Source organism: Nocardioides cavernae (genome assembly GCF_013410035.1).
Taxonomy (GTDB): Bacteria; Actinomycetota; Actinomycetes; order Propionibacteriales; family Nocardioidaceae; genus Nocardioides; species Nocardioides cavernae_A.
Genome location: NZ_JACCBW010000002.1, coordinates 183718 through 201448, shown reverse-complemented (window position 1 = coordinate 201448; position 17731 = coordinate 183718). Strand labels below are relative to the sequence as shown.

Here is a 17731-nt window from a genome sequence, read left to right as displayed (position 1 = left end):
ACGCTCACGGACGTACGCCGGGGCCGACCTCGTGGGTGACTCCCTCGAGGTCCGACAGCTCGGACCGCGCGACCGTCGCCTCGAACACCCCGGGCTCGATCACGTCGGCACCCAGTGCGGTCGCCTGCTCCTCGTCGTCGACGAGCAGCAGCACCCGGGCCTCCGACGGACCGGACGCGAGGATCCTGACCGGCACGCCCCGCCAGGTCGCCCGGAGGACGACCTCGAACAGCTCGCACTCGGCGGCCGGCACGGCGGCCACCCAGGTCTGGGGGCGCACCTGCTCCCATCCCGCCGGCCCGTCGTCCCCGCGCACGCTCAGCAGGACGCTGTCACCGACGAGGTCCGCGCACGTCTCGGTGCCACGCCACCGGGCCCGGGGACCGACGAGGGGGCTCCACGGACTCCACCCCTTCGCCCCCCGCCACCCGCGTGCGGCGCCCTGGTAGGCCGAGAGGACCTTCTGCTCGCCGTCGGCGCGGATCCGCCAGTACTCCGCACCGAAGCTGTAGCGGGTGCGGCTCAGCTCCCAGACCGGGACGACCGCATCGGCGCGCAGGAAACCGGTCGGGTGCAGCGGTGTGCGCCCCGATCCCGGAGCCACCGGGTTCGCGAGGGTCGCGAGCGGCGGAAGCTCGAAGCGGACCACGTCGACGAACTCCTGGCCGCCCTCGAAGCCGTACGCCCCGAGGAGCTTGTCCGGGGTGTCGAGGACGGCGGCGTCACCGGCGAGGACGACGATCCCGCCGACGTGGTCGTAGCCACGGTCCACGATCGCGCTCCCCAGTCCGTGGGTGAGCAGCTTCTGCAGCACCGGTCGCGGCTGCTCGGCGGGCTCAGACATCGATCTCCTTCTCGCGTACGTCGACCACGGTCAGCTCGTCGACCGGGACCATCGCCCGAAAGCCGTTGTACTGGTCGCCCTCGAGGCCCAGCCTCGCAGCAACCGGCGGCGAGCTCGCGTGGACCTCCGCGGTGTCGCCGGCGAGCCGGCCCAGCTCGAGCCGCTCGCCCTGCCAGGCCACCGTCACCTCGACCCGGAAGTAGCGCGCGACGCGGGCCTTGGCGACCTTGACCCACCGGCGGCCCTGTCGGTCCTCACCCTCGCCGAGGTGGGGCGGCTCGACGGACGTGCCCCGGGGGACCAGGAGCATGAGCCAGTCGGCGGCGGTGCCGGCGACCTCGTAGGTGACGGTGTCGCACTCGGCGAACAGGCCCGGTGTGGGGAGCGGCATCAGTTCCCCTGCGGGATCCACGCGCCGTCACGCAGCACGGCCACGAGCCGTTGCGTCCCGGTGTCGGTGACCTCCCACATCTCGGCTCCCTCGCGGATCACGGTCGGACCGTCGGTGACGTACTCCGGGATGATGTCATCGGCGGACTTCGTGAACCCGTTGCCCGTGAACGGGTCGCTCCAGCCGTCGAACCGCGTCGAGGACCCGGTCATGTCGCTGTTGCGCGGGATGTCGAAGTTGGGCTCGTCGGTCTGGAAGCGGATGACGTGCGTCGAGGCGTCGCCCGTCGAGTGGTGGGTGCCGTCGTAGTCGAGGCGCAGGTCCTCGTTGATCGAGCGCGGCGTGCCGAGGTGCGAGGTGTCGTCGGCGACGGTCACGGCACCGCGCACCTCGTTGGGGGCGTACTGGTCGAGGATGTAGTTGTCGGCGCCTCCCCACCGGAGCTCGCCGGTCTTCTCGTCGAAGTAGGGCTGGTCGATCACCTTCTGCATCACGGTGTCGCTCGTCGGCGCCGGGAAGTCGTCCCGCACCGCGTTGAGCGTGGCCCGCTCGGCGTCCGTCAGGTCGGCCGCGGGCTTGTTGACCAGGTCGCTCAGCTCACTGCGCGAGATGTCGTGCCTGGCCAGCACGTCGTCCACGCGCGAGGTGTTGAGCTGGTCGGGCGAGAACGTCGTGCGGTGCGGGACGTCGTCCATCATCGAGTAGATGCGGCTGTTGTCGAGGCCGTCGAGGTGGCGGAGGTCGCTCAGGTCCCCCAGATCGTCCAGGCGCCGCAGCCGGCCCATGTCGCCCAGCGCGTCGAGGCCGTCCATCGCGAGGCGGCCGCCGCGGGTCGCGACGGCGCCGGTCCCGGCGGTCGCCACCGCGACGATCGCGTCGGGCACGAGGTGGCCGATCGCGCGGGCAGGGTCGTCGGCCCAGGTGTCCCAGTCGAGCAGCGACTTGCCGAGCTCCTTGCCGAAGCCGATCGGGTCGGTGGTCAGGCCGGTGTAGATCCCCCGGGCCATGTCGACGGCGCTCTCGACCGACAGCTCGTACTTCGTCGCCAGCTCCTCGGGCGTCAGGTCGCCGGTCGCCAGCTTGTAGCCGTCGATGACCAGGTTGACCGGGCTGAACGGGACCATGGTGAGCAGGTCCCAGACGGCCTCGCCGGCGCCCTCGAGGATGCCGCCGACGAACTTCAGTCCCGACTCGAGCCAGTTGGGCTCCTCCGGCGCGTCCGCGCACCCGGCCCTGACCTCCCCGGCGCACACCTGGGCGGCCGCGTCGAGGTCGGCGCGGGCGGCGGCGAGGTCGCCGAGCGCCTGCTGCTGGATCGGGTCGCCGTAGTCGACGAACGGCTCGGCCCGCTCGGTGCCGCCCTGGGCCCAGTAGGCCTGCATCTGGCCCATGTAGCGGTCGTACTGGGTGCGGGCGTTGCGCGACTCCTGCTGGCCGCGCTCGTACTCCTTGCGGGCCGCCTCCGCTCGGGACTTCGCCGTCTCGAGCGCCCCGGCGTAGGTCGTCAGCCCGGCGGCGGCCTTCTTGAAGCCGTTGCCGGACCTGAACCAGCGATCCGGCTCCAGGTCGTGGGCCTCGCGGAACTCGTCGGCGGCGCGGCCGGTCCAGCCGGAGACGTCGATCTTGGCCAGCGCGTCGCCCGTGTCGTAGAACAGCTGGCCCTTCTGCTCCATCGTGAGGGCCCGGGCGCGGATGTTGGCGGGACTGCCCTCGACCTCGAAGTCCGGCACGTCACATCACCTTGATCGCGGCGATGGTGCCCTTGAGCGCGGAGAGGGAGTCGTAGCCGGCCTTGTCGGCCTCGAAGTAGTTCATCGCGATCTTGCCGAGCCGTCCGGCCATCTCCTCGACGTCCTGGCAGAGGTTGTTGACGCCCTCCTCCCAGCGGCCCTGGAACTCGTCGAGCGCGTCCCACACGACGTCGCTGCCGACGTCACCCTTCGAGGGGACGAGGTCCTCGACGTCCTTGTCCTTGAAGAGCTGCAGCGTCTCGTTGAGCCCCTGGGCGGCCTTGCCCATGCTCTCGAGGTCCACCTCGTAGTCGTAGGACGGCATGGCGGGGGAATTCCCACCGGCCGGCCGGTTCAAACCGGCCGGAACGAGACCGGGCCGACGCGTGTGAATCCTCCGCGGGACGGGTAGGAACCAGCCGATCGACCCGATCCACCCGAGCGAACGCGAGAGGGGGCGGCCGTGGCCGTCGGACTTGTCTACTCCGAGATGCAGGCCGCCGCGCAGGCGGTCGCCGACGCGATCGAGCCGCTGCAGACCACGTTGCAGGAGCTCGGCGCGACCATCGAGACCGAGGCGGGCAGGGGCTTCCGGGGACAGGCCGCCGCCGGCTTCGGCGAAGCGGTCAACGAGTGGTTCGCCGTCGCGACCACCCTCGGACCGATCCTCGACGGCTACGCGCAGAACCTGGCGTACGTCGCCCAGGAGCATGCGACCAACGACGTCACCCAGGCCGAGCGGGCCGGCCAGCTCGCCGACCGGCTCGGCGGGGGTGCGCGATGAGCGAGCGCGATCTGGTGGTCCACCAGGGTGCGCTCTCCACCATGGAGACGGCGCTGGCCGACGCCACGACCTCGATCACCACGCAGGTCACCGACCTGCTCGAGCAGGTCGAGACCCTCACCCCCGGCTGGGACGAGACCAGCGACTCCCACGCCGCCCACCTCGAGCACCAGCAGAAGCTGCGCGACGGCGTCGAGAAGCTCGCCGAGGCCCTCGACCAGGTGCGGTCGCGGCTGGCGACCTACCGCGAGGCCGCCCGCGAGACCGAGGTCGAGAACGTCGCGATCGTGAACTGAAGGGCGGCTCCTCCCGGCGTCAAGTTACCTGCGGGTAGGATCGATCTCACGCCGCAGCCCCTGCCGTCGGCCCGGCGGCCGGTCATATGCTCCGGCTCAGTACGCCCCGACCGAGGAGCACCCCTTCATGCAGATCTTCGCGATCGCCGTCTCGTTCGCACTGACCGGCGCCGCGGTCTTCTTCCTGGTGCCGGCCGTACGGCGGATGCTGGGCGTGATCCGCTCGGGACAGCCCGACACCGGCCGCACCGGCAACCCCACCGGCCGCGCCCTGACGATGCTGAAGGAGACGTTCCTCCACACGCGGATGCTCCAGTGGCACTGGGTCGGCGTCATGCACTGGTTCGTCTACGCGGCGTTCCTCTTCCTCAGCACCGCGGTCCTCGCGGCGTACTTCCAGCTCTTCGAGCCGTCCTTCGCCTGGCCGCTCGTCGGCCACTGGTACCCCTACGAGTGGTTCAGCGAGCTCATCGGCCTGCTGAGCACGGTCGGCATCGTCTACCTGATCGTCTACCGGCAGAAGCACCACCCGCGCTCGGAGGGCCGCCGGAGCCGGTTCTTCGGCTCCAACTTCTGGCAGGCCTACTTCGTCGAGGCGCTCGCGCTGCTCGAGGGCGCGGCGATCCTGTTCGTGCGGGCTGCTGAGTGGAAGCTCGACGAGGACGCCGGTCGCTCGCACTACCCGATCGCCTCGTGGATCGGTGACGCGCTCTACACCAACGACGCCGACACCCTCGAGAACATCATCTACGGCATCGCGGCCTTCAAGATCGCGCTGGCGATGATCTGGCTGATGGTCATCGCGCGCAACATCACGATGGGCATCGCGTGGCACCGGTTCACCGCGTGGTTCAACATCTACTTCAAGCGCGAGGACGATGGCTCGACCGCCCTCGGCGCGATGAAGCCGCTGACGTCGGGCGGCAAGGCGATCACCCTCGACGACATCGACGACCTCGACGAGGACTCGGTCCTCGGCGCCGGGAAGGTCGAGGACTTCTCCTGGAAGGGCATCCTCGACTTCACCACCTGCACCGAGTGCGGCCGCTGCCAGTCCCAGTGCCCCGCGTGGAACACCGAGAAGCCCCTCTCGCCCAAGCTGCTGATCACCAGCCTGCGCGACCACGCGTACGCCAAGCACGACGCCGCGACGGGCGCCGTCGTCGGCACCGGCAGCGACGGGACCGGGGGCGCCGACGGCGCCGTCCCCCACAGCGAGCGCCAGCTGGTCGGCGTCGGCTCCAAGGGCGAGAGCGCGGGCGCGGGCACCGACGTCCTCGACTACTTCTACAACCCGGCCGACGGCGACTTCGTCATCGACGAGGACGTGCTGTGGAGCTGCACCTCCTGCGGAGCGTGCGTCCAGCAGTGCCCCGTCGACATCGAGCACGTCGACCACATCATGGACATGCGGCGCTACCAGCTGCTCGTCGAGTCGAACTTCCCCGCCGAGCTCAACCAGCTGTTCAAGGGCCTGGAGAACAAGGGCAACCCGTGGAACATGTCGCCCTCCAGCCGCATGGACTGGGCGAAGGGCCTCGACTTCGAGGTCCCGGTGGTCGGCGAGGACCTGGAGTCGCTCGAGTCGGTCGACTGGCTGTTCTGGGTCGGCTGCGCGGGTGCGTACGAGGACCGCGCGAAGAAGACCACCCGCGCCGTCGCCGAGCTGCTCGACATGGCCGGCATCTCGTTCGGCGTCCTGGGCAACGGTGAGACCTGCACCGGCGACCCGGCCCGCCGCGCGGGCAACGAGTTCGTCTTCCAGGGCCTCGCGCAGCAGAACGTCGAGACGTTCAAGGAGTACAAGGTCAAGAAGGTCGTCTCGACCTGCGCCCACTGCTTCAACACGCTCAAGAACGAGTACAAGGACTTCGGCATCGAGCTCGAGGTCGTGCACCACACCCAGCTGCTCAACCGCCTCGTGCGCGAGGGGAAGCTGACGCCGGTCAAGGACGGCGCGGGCGCCGCGAAGCGCTCGATCACCTACCACGACCCCTGCTACCTGGGCCGCCACAACCAGGTCTACTCGCCCCCGCGCGAGCTGCTCCAGGTGCTGCCGGGTGCGGAGTTCGTCGAGATGGAGCGCAACTCCGAGCGCTCGTTCTGCTGCGGCGCCGGCGGCGCCCGCATGTGGATGGAGGAGAACCTCGGCGAGCGGATCAACATGAACCGCACCAAGGAGGCCGTCGGCACCGGCGCCGACCAGATCGCCGTCGGCTGCCCCTTCTGCCGCGTGATGCTGTCCGACGGGCTCACCTCGCAGCAGGCCAAGGGCGAGGCCCGCGAGGAGGTCGAGGTCCTCGACGTCGCGCAGATGCTGCTCGCGTCGGTGAAGGGCGAGCAGGCGACCAAGGCCGCTCCGGGCTCCGCGCCCGCGGCTGCCCCCGCTGCTGCCACGGCCGCTGCCGCCGCTCCCGCCGAGACGGACGTGGCCACCAAGGACGAGCCGGAGGCCGGCGACGTCACCGTCACCGAGGACACCGTCACCGAGACCGCCGACGTCGGGCCGGCCGCCAAGGCCTCCGGCGGGTCGTCCCTCTTCGACACCCCGGCCGACTCGGGCGGGTCGCTCTTCGACACCCCCGCCGAGTCGGGCGGCTCGCTCTTCGACACCCCGGCCCCGGAGGCCGAGTCCGCGCCCCCGGCCGAGGCCGCACCGACGAAGCCCGCGGAGTCGGGCGGCTCGCTCTTCGACGTCCCCGCACCGTCCGCGGAGGAGCCGGCGCAGGAGCCGGCTGACAAGTCGGCTGAGCCCGCGGCCGAGAAGCCCGCCGCCTCGACCGACCTGGGCTCCGGGGGCTCGCTGTTCGACCTCGGTACGCCCGAGCCGGAGGCCCCGGCCGAGCCCGAGGCCGCACCCGCTGCGGTCACCGAGCCCGAGAAGCCCGCCGAGAAGCCCGCCGAGAAGCCCGCCGAGAAGCCCGCAGCGCAGCCCGCCGCGGACCTCGGGGGCGGCGGATCGCTCTTCGACATCGCCGCGCCCGAACCGGCGGTCACCGACGCCGGCGAGCAGGTCGCCGCACCGGCCGAGCCGGCGGCCGAGGAGGCCGAGGAGGCCGCCGACGCACCGCCCACGAGCGCTGCGACCCCCGCGCCGGCCACCCCCGCCCCCGCGGCGGACCTGTCGGGCTTCGGTTCGCTGTTCGACATCGAGGCGCCGGCTGCCGAGCCCGCGGCCGAACCGGTCGCCGAGCCGGTCGCCGAGACCGCGGCCGTCGAGCCGGCCGTCGAGGACGAGACGGTCGCGGACGCACCGCCCGCCGCCAGCGGCACCACCTCGACGCCCGCCTCCGACGTCGACCTCAGCAGCGTCGGCTCGCTCTTCGACATCGAGGCGCCGGCCGAGGCGCCAGCCGCGAGCGACGCCCCGTCCGCCACGACCGCACCGACTCCCGAGCCGGCACCCGAGGCACCCGAGGCGGAGGAGCCCGAGGCGGAGGAGCAGGACGTCGCAGCCGAGCCCGAGCCGGGGCCCGAGGCGTCCGCCGCTCCCCCGAGCGGCGCCGACCTCAGCCAGGCGGCGAGCTTCCGCGACCCCGACGACCTGCCGTCGCACACGACCGACGAGACCGCACCGGAGCCCGAGCCCGAGGTCGAGTCCGCCGCGGAGCCCGAGCAGACGGACGAGCAGGTCGAGCGGCAGCCGGACGCGAAGCCCGCGGCGGCCGACACCACCGGCCACACCCCGCGTACGGACGCCGACATCGACGGGACCGGCTCGCTGTTCGACCTCTGACCGGGTTCGGCCGGGCTCGGCGGGCTCCCCGCCACGGTCGTCGCGCGCTGTAACGCCGGGTTGATGCTTGTACCCACCTTGATGCATCGGGGTGGGTACAGCGACCAACCCGGCGTTACAGCGTCAGCATGGGGGGCTGGAGAGCCGTGACATCACCCCGACGCACACCTGACATCACTTCGCCCTTGACGTGACATCACTCTGATGTCACCATAGTGCGCATGGACATCACCCCGTACGTCGACCACCTGCGCCGCGACCTGCTCGCCGCTGCCGAGGCCGGCGGCGACGAGCTCCGGCAGGCGGCCGAGAGGCTGGCGTACGCCCTCGACCCGAGCGCGCGCCTGGCCCTGATGGAGGCCATCTCGCACGCGGCGGCCGAGATCACCGCCGAGCTGCGGGAGGGCAGCGTCGACGTGCGCCTGGTCGGTCGCGAGCTGGACTTCGTCGTCGAGGTCGCCCCGCCGGCCGCGATGCCCGCCCCGCCCCCGCCGCCGGCGCCCCCGGCCGCCCCGGAGGAGGACGACGGCGACCTGGCCCGGATCACCCTGCGCATCCCGGAGGCCGTCAAGGCCCGCGCCGAGGAGAAGGCCGCAGCGGCCGGGCAGAGCCTCAACACGTGGATGGTCGGCCTGGTCCGCAGCGCCACCAACGAGCACGCGATCAACGTCGACATCGACCTGAGCAGCGTCCCCTTCGTCGGCTACGACCCGTTCGCCGGCAGCCGCAAGCAGGGCAACCGCCGGATGTCCGGCTGGCTCTGACACCCCACCCCTGAGCGGTCTCGCGAGGCCATCCCGCACGCAGCGGTCCGGCACCGGCCGGCCCGTCGGACGAACACACCCCGAACCCGGACTGGAGACCACCATGAGCAACCAGCTCGACCTCGACTTCGACACCCCCGAACCGATCGACCTCTACGTCGAGACCGGCCGCGGGTCCGTCGACGTCACCGCCATCGGCACCACGCGCACGACCGTCCGGATCACCGGCGAGCGCGCCGAGGAGTTCGACGTGCGCGACCTCGACGACGGACGGGGCGAGCGCCGCATCGCGATCATCGCCCCCAACCGCTCCGGCGGCTTCTTCGGGAGGGACCCCCGGGTCGACATCGTCGTCGAGGTCCCGGTGGCCAGCGGCCTGCACGCCAAGGTCGGCAGCAGCGACGTCGCCACCCACGGCCGCCTCGCCGACGCCCGCATCGACACGGGCTCGGGCGACGTCACGCTCGAGGTCGTCGAGGGCGACCTCGTCATCCACTCGGGCTCGGGCGACCTGTCGGTCGAGCACCTGGTCGGCGAGGCCCACCTCAAGGCCGGGTCCGGCGACATCGTGGTGCACCGGGCCGAGTCGCGGCTCGTCGTCACGACGGGCAGCGGTGACGTCCGCGTCGAGGACGCCCGCGCCGAGCTCGCCGTCAAGACCGGCTCGGGCGACGCGCAGGTCCACTCCCTCGGCGGGGAGGCGGTGTTCACCACCGGCTCGGGCGACCTCGTGGTCCACCAGGTCGCCTCGAGCCGGATCACGGCCAAGACCGCGAGCGGCGACCTCCGCATCGGGGTCGTCGCCGGCACCCCGGTGTGGACCGACGTCCGCACGTCGAGCGGCCGGCTGTCCTCCAGCCTCCCCCGCACCGGCGAGCCCGCCCCCGGCGAGCCCTACCTCGAGCTGCGCGCGACGACCGCGTCGGGCGACGTCACCCTCCACCCCAGCAGCTGATCCAGCGTCATCCCCGACCCACCGAACCACCGTCCGAGAGGAGCACGACCATGTACGACTCGTTGACCGACCTCGAGCTGATCGCCCGCCACCGCATCGCCGAGCGCGTGCGCTACTCCCCGCGCGCGCCGAAGCGCCGCTGAGCCCGCACCCGTCCGCTCAGGACTTCATGGCGACGCCGCGTCGCCAGTAGCCCATGAACGCCACCTGGCTGCGGTCGAAGCCGAGCTCGTTGACCAGGTGCCGGCGCAGTCCGGTGACCACCTTGGACTCGCCCGCGATCCAGGCGTACGTCCCACCCACGCCGCTCACGTCGCCCGCGACCTCCTCGCCGGAGGAGGAGTAGAAGGGCGTCTCCCACAGGTCAGGGTCCACCTCGTCCGCGGCGACCTCGACGGTCGCGCCCGGGATGCCGAGGTGGGCCACGACCGCGTCGTGCAGGCCGACGCCGAGCTCGTCGCCCTCGCGGGCCAGCCACAAGACCTCGATGCCCTCGGGACCGCGTACGTCCTGGACGTCCCCGGCGACGGGCACCTCGAGGAACGCCGTGCCGACCGCGTCGGCCGGCAGCTGCTCGAGGACCGTGCAGATCGCGGGCACCGCGGTCTCGTCGCCGACCAGCAGCAGGTCGGCGCCCGGGGGCGGGGTGAACTCGATGCCGCCGTAGGGGAATCCGGCCCGCGGCGCCATCAGCACGACCGTGTCGCCCACCTTGGCCGTCGAGGCCCACGTGGAGCCCGGCCCGACGAGGTCGCCCTCGAGGTGCAGCACCATGTCGACGACGAACGTGGTCTGCTCGCCCGAGCCGCGCACGTCGCGGATCGTGTACGTCCGCATGTGGCCGCGCTCCTCGGCCGGCCGCTCGAGCCACGTCGAGAACCACGTGTCGTCGGCGCCCTCGGTCGAGGTGATCCCGCCGGTCACGGGGTCGGGGAAGATCAGCTTGATCCGCTGGTCGAAGCGGTCGCCGTCGACGCCGAAGTGCGCCAGCTCCGGGCTGCCGAGCTCGACGCGCACGAAGCTCGGCGACAGCCGCTGGACCGAGACGACCTCGACCTCGGCGAAGAGCATGGGCAGGGTGGACGCGGTCACGGTCATCGGTTCTCCTGGTCGGCGGGAGTGCTCGGGGCGGTGGGGACGGACGGGGTGCGGGGCTGGTGGCGGCCCACCGGCACCACCATCGGGGTGTGCGAGACAGGGTCCTGGATGACCCGGTTGTCGAGACCGAAGACCGAGCGGACGACCTCCTCGGTCACCACCTCGGCGGGGGTGCCCTCGGCGACGATGCGCCCGGCGTGCAGCGCGACGAGGTGGTCGGCGTAGCGCGCGGAGAGGTTGAGGTCGTGGAGGACCATCACGATCGTCGTGCCACGCCGCGCGTTGAGCTCGACGAGGAGGTCGAGCATCTCGACCTGGTGGGCGACGTCGAGGTAGGTCGTCGGCTCGTCGAGGAGCAGGAGGTCGGTGCCCTGGGCGAGCGCCATCGCGATCCACACCCGCTGGCGCTGACCGCCCGAGAGCTCGTCGACGGCCCGGTCCGCGAGCTCGTAGGTGTCGGTGAGGACCATCGCCTCCTCCACCGCGACCCGGTCCTCGGCGGTCCACCGGGTGAAGACGCCCTGGTGCGGGTGGCGTCCGCGACCGACGAGGTCGGCGACCACGACGCCCTCCGGGGCGATCGGGTTCTGCGGGAGCAGCCCGAGGACCTTCGCGACCTCCTTGGTGGGCCGCGCGTGGATCTCCTGGCCGTCGAGCAGCACCGCACCACCGCGGGGGCGTACGAGCCGGGCCAGGCCCTTGAGCAGGGTGGACTTGCCGCACGCGTTGGGCCCGACGACGACGGTCACCTTGCCGTCGGGGATCGCGACGCTGACCTCCTCGACGACCGTCCGGTCGCCGTAGCCGAGGATCAAGGCGTCCGTGCGCAGCCTGCTGGTCGAGTCGGTCATCCGGTCCTCCCGGTCGCGGCGCCGCGCGCCAGTAGCCAGAGCAGGAACGGTCCGCCGACCGCTCCGGTGACGATCCCGACGGGCAGCACCACGTCGGGGATGAGGTAGGCCGCGGTGTAGTCGGCGAGCAGCATCAGCACGGCGCCGACGAGCGCCCCGGCCACGAGGCTGTGGCGCCCGCCCATCAGCGCGCGGGCGATCGGGCCCGACATGAACGCGACGAACGCGACCGGGCCGGCCGCCGCGACGGCCACCGCGGTCAGCAGCACGCCGACGAGCAGGAGCACGTCCGTACGGTGCCGACCGGTGCCCAGCCCCGCCGCGGCCTCGTCGCCGAGCTCGAGGACCTCGAGGGAGCGGGCGAGGTACGCCAGCGTCGGCAGCAGCACGACCAGGGCGCCCGCGAGCATGCCGATCGTCGACCACGGCACGTTGTTGAGGCTGCCCACGAGCCAGCGCAGGGCCAGCTGCACGTCCCACGTGTTGGAGCGGGCGAGGAGGTACTGGATGACGGAGGTCATCGCCGCCGCGACGCCCACCCCCACGAGGACGAGCCGGTAGCCGCCGGTGGTGCCGGCGACCCAGCGCACGACCGCCGAGATCACGACCGCGCCGACGACGGCGAACACCGACACGGCGCCGTCGCGCAGCCCGAGGGTGAGCAGCGCGAAGATGCCGGCCGCGCTGGCGCCGAGGCTGACGCCGACGATGTCGGGGCTGGCCAGCGGGTTGCGCAGCAGCATCTGGAAGAGCGAGCCAGCCGCACCGAGGGCCACGCCGACGAGGACGGCGAGGACCGCCCGCGGGAGCTTGGTCTCCATCAGGATGAAGGTCGAGACCGGGATCTGCTCGCCGAACAGGATGCGGAAGAAGTCGGGGATCGTGAAGGTGTAGTCGCCGAGCAGGACCCGCACGGCGAAGGCTGCGAAGAGCACGGCGGCGAGGCCCCCGAGGACCAGGCGGCGTCGGCGGCGCGGGCGGCGCGTCGCCAGGCGCAGGTCCGGGTGGACCTCGGGCCGCTCGGCCGGGGTGGTGACGGGCAGGGTGGGCGCGCTCATGTCACAGCCCCATCCGTCCGCGGCGGACCAGCAGCAGGAAGAACGGCACGCCGACGACGGCGGTCATGATGCCGACCTGCACCTCCGACGGCGGAAGGACCACGCGGCCGACGGTGTCGGCGGCCAGCACCAGCACCGCGCCGTACCCCGCGCTCAGCGGCAGGAGGTGGCGGTGGTCGGAGCCGGTGCGGGTGCGGACGAGGTGGGGCACGATCAGGCCGACGAACGCGATCGGGCCCGCGGCCGCGGTCGCGGTGCCCGCGAGCAGGACGATCGCGAGCCCGACGAGCACCCGGTCGCGGGTGGTGTGACGGCCCAGGCCCTTGGCCATGTCCTCGCCGAGGGCGAGCGCGTTGAGGGTGCGGCTGAGGCCGATCGCGAGGAGCGCTCCGACCAGGAACACAGGGGCCAGCGAGACCACCACGTCCCACGGGCGGCCGCCGATGGAGCCGACCTGCCAGCGCCGCATGATGTCGAGCGCGGTCTGGTCGACGAGCTGGACCGCGATGGTCCAGCTGCTGGCCGCCGCGGCGAAGGCGGCACCGGCGACGGTGAGCTTCGCCGGGGTGGCCCCGTCGCGTCCGATGCCGGCGATGGCGTGCACGGCCAGCGAGGCGATCGCGGCGCCGAGCAGGCCGAGGAGGACGAAGGTCGTCATGCTCCCGGCGCCGAGGTAGGCGATGCCGAGGACGATCGCGAGCGCGGCCCCGGAGTTCACACCCAGGATGCCAGGGTCGGCGAGCGGGTTGCGGGTCAGGCCCTGCATGCAGGCGCCCGCGAGCCCGAGGGCGACGCCCGCGAGCACGCCCATCGCGGTGCGTACGGCGCGCACCTCGACCACGGTCCGGTCAGGCCCCGCCTCGAGGATCGCCGTCGGCGGGACGAGGCGCGAGCCGATGAGCACCGACGCGAGGGCGGCCACCACGAGGAGTCCGAGCATCACGGCGTACGCCGTCGCCGGGCCGGACGCGGAGGAGCTCCGCGGCCGGTCGAGCAGCTCGGTGGTGGTGATCGCCATCGCGTCGGTCGCCGATCAGGGGGTGGAGCCGTCGCCGTCGACCGCCGCGGCGACCTTGGGGACGTAGCGCTCGAGGGCGCTCGGCAGGGACAGCGGGGACGGGGCCGAGAAGCCGACGGCCTCGGTCACGTCGACCGTGGCGTACCAGCGGTTGTCGGCGACCGCGGGGATCTGCTGGACGAGCGGGTCCTCCGCGAGCTCCTTCAGGTTGGCCTCGGAGTTGGCGTAGGTGAGGAACACGTCGGCGTCGAGCTGCTCGGTGCGCTCGGCGGAGATGTTGAAGAGGAACTGGCCGGGCTCGCTGCGCTCCTCGACCAGCGGGGAGTTCTCCATCCCGAGCTCGACGAGCAGCCGGGGGCGGTTGTCCATCGAGGTGTAGACGTAGAACGACGACGGGTCGGCGTTGGGACCGGCGAAGGTGAACGTCTTGCCCTCGAGCTGGGGGTACTTCGCCGCGGTGTCGGCGATCGCCTGCTCGGTCTCCGCCTTGACCTCCTCGGCCAGGTCGGAGCGGCCCAGGGCCTCGCCGACCATCTCCAGCGACTCCTGCCAGGTCGTGTTGTAGGGCGCGTCGGGGTAGGCGACGACGGGGATGCCGGCCTCGGTGAGCTTGTCGTACTCCTCCTGCGTGATCCCGGACTGCGTCGCGGTCACCAGGTCGGGCTGGAGCTTGACGATCTCGTCGACCGGGACGCCGTCGGCGGTGCTGAAGCGCTCCGGCTGCTCGCCGCCCAGCTCGGCCAGCTCGGCGTCGAACCACTCGGAGGAGAAGTTGTCGTTGCCGGCGTACTCGATCTTGTCGGCACCGACCGGCACCACGCCCAGCGAGAGCGGGTAGTCGGCCTCGGCGTAGCCCAGCGCGAAGACGCGGGTCGGCTCGGCCTCGATCGTCGTCTCGCCCAGCGCGTGCTCGATGGTCACGGGGAAGGCGTCGGCGTCGGCGCTGCTCGCCGCGGTGGGCTCGCTGTCGGTCGCGTTCGACTCGGTGGATCCGGTGCTGCAGCCGGAGACGGCGGCGAGCAGGAGGGTGGCTGCGGCGACCTTGACGAACGTGGGCGCGGTGAGACTTCGCTTCATGGTGGCTCCGTGTGCAGGGGTGGCAAGGTGAGGCTAACTTAGGAGAGCCTAACCACACAGGTGCCAATTAGGTCACGGGGGTGTGACCTAAACCGCACGGATGGACTGGAGCACCGCGCTCCACGCGCTCAGATCCGCGTGCGGTGGAAGCTCTGGAACGACCGGCTCGGGGTCGGGCCGCGCTGGCCCTGGTAGCGCGAGCCGTACTTCTCCGAGCCGTACGGGTGCTCGCTCGGCGAGGAGAGCCGGAAGAAGCAGAACTGGCCGATCTTCATCCCGGGGTAGAGCTTGATCGGCAGCGTCGCGACGTTGGCCAGCTCGAGCGTCACGTGGCCGGAGAACCCGGGGTCCACGAAGCCGGCGGTGGCGTGGGTCAACAGCCCGAGGCGGCCCAGGGACGACTTGCCCTCGACGCGCGCGGCGATGTCGTCGGGCAGCGACACCACCTCGTACGTCGAGCCGAGGACGAACTCGCCCGGGTGCAGGATGAACGGCTCGTCGCCCTCCGGCTCGACCTCGCGGGTCAGCTCGGACTGGTCGGCCGCCGGGTCGATGTGCGGGTAGCGGTGATTCTCGAAGACGCGGAAGTAGCGGTCGAGGCGCACGTCGACGCTCGAGGGCTGCATCATCGCCGGCTCCCACGGCTCGAGGCCGATCCGGCCGGCGTCGATCTCAGCGGTGATGTCACGATCGGAGAGCAGCACGCGGCCGACCCTAGCCCTGCTGCGCGGGCGCGTGGAGGGTTGATCACAATGGTCGGGTGACCTTCCACCGCTACGTCGCCCTGGGCGACTCCTTCACCGAGGGCGTCGGCGACCCGGACCCCGCGCGCCCCAACGGCCTGCGCGGCTGGGCCGACCGGGTGGCCGCCGTGCTCGCCGAGCAGACCGACGACTTCGGTTACGCCAACCTCGCGATCCGCGGTCGTAAGCTGGGCGCGATCGTCGACGAGCAGGTCGAGCCCGCCATCGCCCTCGAGCCGGACCTGATCACCATCCACGGCGGCGGCAACGACGTGCTGCGACCCCGCGTCGACATCGACGCCCTCGCCGCGACGTACGACGCCGCCGTCGCACGCCTCGTCGCGACCGGCGCGCGGGTGGTGATGTTCACCGTCTACGACCCGGGCAGCGGCGGCATCTACGGCCCCGTCCGCGGCCGGATGGCGATCTTCAACGAGTGGGTCCGCGAGATCGCCGACCGGCACGGCGTCACCCTCGTCGACATGTGGCGGATGCGCGACGTCGAGATCGCCGGCGCGATGGACACCGACCGGATGCACCTCAACGCGCTCGGCCACACCTACATCGCCCGGCACGTCCTCGACGCGCTCGGCGTCACGCACAGCGTCCCGGCGCCCGTCATCGAGCCGCTGCCGACCCTCGACCGCCGCGGGCAGTGGGCCGCGAACGCCCAGTGGACCCGCGAGTTCCTCGTGCCGTGGGTGCACCGCCGGGTCACCGGGCGCTCCTCCGGCGACACCGTCTCGCCCAAGCACCCGGACCTCTCCCGGGTCTCCCGCGAGGTCGGGTGACCGGGGTCGGGTAGTGTTCGGCCCGCCGTCCTCGTACGGCATGCGGATGTAGCTCAGTTGGTAGAGCGCGACCTTCCCAAGGTCGATGTCGCGAGTTCGAGTCTCGTCATCCGCTCCGAGCAGGATCAGAGGGAGGCAGCGACGCCGTCGCGGCCTCCCTCTGTCGTGCCGAGACCCCCGCCCGCGCGCACGAGGCCGCTGCCGGCCCGAGCGGTGCGTGAGACACCTTTTCGCGCGCCGAAACGTGTCTCACTCACCGCTCGGGGGCATGGACGTGTGACCGGAGGGAGACTTGCGCCTTCTGTGACCAGAGGGGACAGTGGGGCGTCCGTCTTCTCGGATCGAAGGTCTTCCCCATGCCCGCACTTCCCCGCGCCCTCACCCGCGCCCTCGCGCACCGGATCGCCGACGGCGACCGGGAGCGCCCGCTGTGGCGGCACCCGGCCACGATCGCCGCGGCTGCCCTGGCCCTGACGATCGGCACCGTGCCGCTCCTGCCCGACAGCGGTGACCGCGACGAGGACCGCGGCGGGATCGCACCGTCGGCCGAGGCCACGTCGGCACCGGCCGCACCCGGGCGCGGCAGGGTGACGGCGGCGATGCGCGCCGAGATCGAGCGCGTGCTGGCGGCGGCCGCGCGCCTCGACCGCGCGCGCGGGCGTACGGCCGTGGCGAGCGAGGTGGTGCGGTGCGCGCGGTTCGAGGGCCAGCGCTACTGCCTCGGCTTCGGGTGGACCCGCCAACCCCGCGAGGAGCTGGCCGCCCGGCTCGCCGCGCGGCCCGGCCCGCAGGGCGAGCGCACCGGCGACCTCGACGCCGACGGCATCCTCGCCCGGGCGCAGGGTCGTACGCCCGCCGAGCGCGCCGAGGCCGAGCGGGCCGAGCTCACCGCCGCCGCCCAGGCCGTCGGCAAGGTCTGGCTGCTGCGCCACGAGATCCAGGGCGTCCCCCTGCCGGACGACTTCGCCGAGCGCCACCCGGAGGTGGCGGCCCCGGACCCGCAGGCACGCGGCGGGTTCGGTGGGTCGTACCCCACGCGCTCCAAGATCCTGACCAGCAGGGTCGCCCGGTCGCAGAACGAGACCTGGTGGTGCGGCCCCGCGACGATGCAGGCCATCGGCTGGGGCTCGCGGGGGGAGAAGAAGAACCAGCGCTACTGGGCCCGCCGGCTCGGCACCACCAGCGCCGGTACGGCGATCTCCGACATGGTGCGCGTGATCAACAACCAGACCGACTACGACGAGGAGGACCACGCCGGCCCCTACGTGGTGCTCGACGTCAGCGACCTCACCTTCAAGCAGTGGTACCGGCTGATGATGCGGCACGTCCACGACTACCGCGCACCCGTCGTCCTGCACCCGGTGCTGCTCAAGCAGTACTACCCCTACCTCGACGACGACGCGAGCGGTCACTTCCAGGTCGGCCGCGGCTACGACCAGAACCCGAAGGGCAACCGGCAGATCGGCTACTTCGAGCCGTGGGACCAGTCGAGGTTCGACCCGAGCGAGCCCGCGATCGGCCGCGTCCAGTGGCGCAACGCCTACAAGTCCTACCGCGCCAACCTCGACCACTTCCAGCACAACGTCGGGGTCTGA

At 72.2% G+C, this 17731-nt stretch carries 17 protein-coding genes and 1 tRNA gene; 8 read left to right on the top strand and 10 right to left on the bottom strand.

What is annotated here, in order from left to right; genetic code table 11:
* Positions 1–4: 4 nt before the first annotated feature.
* The 4 genes from F4692_RS08485 to F4692_RS08470 are packed head-to-tail and all read right to left on the bottom strand — an operon-like array spanning position 5 to position 3290.
* A complete protein-coding gene (locus F4692_RS08485; RefSeq protein ID WP_179619253.1) occupies positions 5–844 on the bottom strand; it encodes a hypothetical protein in 840 nt (279 codons plus the stop codon).
* Positions 837–1235, bottom strand: a complete 399-nt coding sequence (locus F4692_RS08480; protein WP_179619252.1) for a hypothetical protein — start codon at positions 1233–1235, stop codon at positions 837–839. Before F4692_RS08480 ends, F4692_RS08485 begins: the two co-directional genes overlap by 8 nt.
* The gene (locus F4692_RS08475) at positions 1235–2965 is read right to left on the bottom strand and encodes a putative T7SS-secreted protein (protein WP_179619251.1); all 1731 of its coding nucleotides are present in this window, start codon (positions 2963–2965) and stop codon (positions 1235–1237) included. The genes F4692_RS08480 and F4692_RS08475 overlap by 1 nt, the downstream gene beginning before the upstream one ends.
* 1 nt (position 2966) lies before the next feature.
* Positions 2967–3290 (bottom strand): hypothetical protein, encoded by a 324-nt coding sequence (locus F4692_RS08470; RefSeq protein WP_179619250.1) that lies wholly within the window; start codon positions 3288–3290, stop codon positions 2967–2969.
* A 138-nt stretch (positions 3291–3428) separates the two neighbouring features.
* Here F4692_RS08470 and F4692_RS08465 point away from each other — a divergent pair, with 138 nt between their 5' ends.
* The 5 genes from F4692_RS08465 (at position 3429) to F4692_RS08445 (ending at position 9500) form a co-directional block, all read left to right on the top strand.
* Positions 3429–3749, top strand: coding sequence for a WXG100 family type VII secretion target (locus F4692_RS08465; protein WP_179619249.1), 321 nt, complete (start codon positions 3429–3431; stop codon positions 3747–3749).
* A complete protein-coding gene (locus tag F4692_RS08460; protein WP_179619248.1) occupies positions 3746–4045 on the top strand; it encodes a WXG100 family type VII secretion target in 300 nt (99 codons plus the stop codon). Before F4692_RS08465 ends, F4692_RS08460 begins: the two co-directional genes overlap by 4 nt.
* Before the next feature lie 127 nt (positions 4046–4172).
* Positions 4173–7781, top strand: coding sequence for a heterodisulfide reductase-related iron-sulfur binding cluster (locus F4692_RS08455; protein WP_179619247.1), 3609 nt, complete (start codon positions 4173–4175; stop codon positions 7779–7781).
* A 221-nt stretch (positions 7782–8002) separates the two neighbouring features.
* The gene (locus F4692_RS08450; protein ID WP_179619246.1) at positions 8003–8545 is read left to right on the top strand and encodes a toxin-antitoxin system HicB family antitoxin; all 543 of its coding nucleotides are present in this window, start codon (positions 8003–8005) and stop codon (positions 8543–8545) included.
* Positions 8546–8648: 103 nt separating this feature from the next.
* The gene (locus F4692_RS08445) at positions 8649–9500 is read left to right on the top strand and encodes a DUF4097 family beta strand repeat-containing protein (RefSeq protein WP_179619245.1); all 852 of its coding nucleotides are present in this window, start codon (positions 8649–8651) and stop codon (positions 9498–9500) included.
* 159 nt (positions 9501–9659) lie between these two features.
* On the opposite strand, the gene F4692_RS08440 is transcribed toward F4692_RS08445, so the two are convergent.
* From F4692_RS08440 to dcd, 6 genes are all read right to left on the bottom strand, one after another.
* Positions 9660–10598, bottom strand: a complete 939-nt coding sequence (locus tag F4692_RS08440; protein WP_257029736.1) for a siderophore-interacting protein — start codon at positions 10596–10598, stop codon at positions 9660–9662.
* A complete protein-coding gene (locus F4692_RS08435; protein WP_179619244.1) occupies positions 10595–11449 on the bottom strand; it encodes an ABC transporter ATP-binding protein in 855 nt (284 codons plus the stop codon). Before F4692_RS08435 ends, F4692_RS08440 begins: the two co-directional genes overlap by 4 nt.
* On the bottom strand, positions 11446–12507 hold the full coding sequence (locus F4692_RS08430) for a FecCD family ABC transporter permease (protein WP_179619243.1): 1062 nt from the start codon (positions 12505–12507) through the stop codon (positions 11446–11448). The genes F4692_RS08435 and F4692_RS08430 overlap by 4 nt, the downstream gene beginning before the upstream one ends.
* A 1-nt stretch (position 12508) precedes the next feature.
* A complete protein-coding gene (locus F4692_RS08425) occupies positions 12509–13525 on the bottom strand; it encodes a FecCD family ABC transporter permease (RefSeq protein WP_179619242.1) in 1017 nt (338 codons plus the stop codon).
* Between the two features lie 15 nt (positions 13526–13540).
* A complete protein-coding gene (locus F4692_RS08420; RefSeq protein WP_179619241.1) occupies positions 13541–14602 on the bottom strand; it encodes an iron-siderophore ABC transporter substrate-binding protein in 1062 nt (353 codons plus the stop codon).
* A gap of 128 nt (positions 14603–14730) precedes the next feature.
* Positions 14731–15306 carry a dCTP deaminase gene (gene dcd, locus F4692_RS08415; protein WP_179619240.1) on the bottom strand — a complete coding sequence of 192 codons (576 nt, stop codon included), beginning with the start codon at positions 15304–15306 and terminating at the stop codon, positions 14731–14733.
* 56 nt (positions 15307–15362) lie between these two features.
* Between dcd and F4692_RS08410 the strand changes: the two genes are divergently transcribed.
* The 3 genes from F4692_RS08410 (at position 15363) to F4692_RS08400 (ending at position 17731) form a co-directional block, all read left to right on the top strand.
* Positions 15363–16136: an SGNH/GDSL hydrolase family protein gene (locus tag F4692_RS08410; RefSeq protein WP_179619239.1), complete on the top strand. Its 774-nt coding sequence runs from the start codon at positions 15363–15365 to the stop codon at positions 16134–16136.
* Between the two features lie 42 nt (positions 16137–16178).
* Positions 16179–16251: transfer RNA gene (locus tag F4692_RS08405), tRNA-Gly, on the top strand.
* Positions 16252–16492: 241 nt separating this feature from the next.
* Positions 16493–17731, top strand: coding sequence for a cysteine peptidase family C39 domain-containing protein (locus F4692_RS08400; RefSeq protein ID WP_179619238.1), 1239 nt, complete (start codon positions 16493–16495; stop codon positions 17729–17731).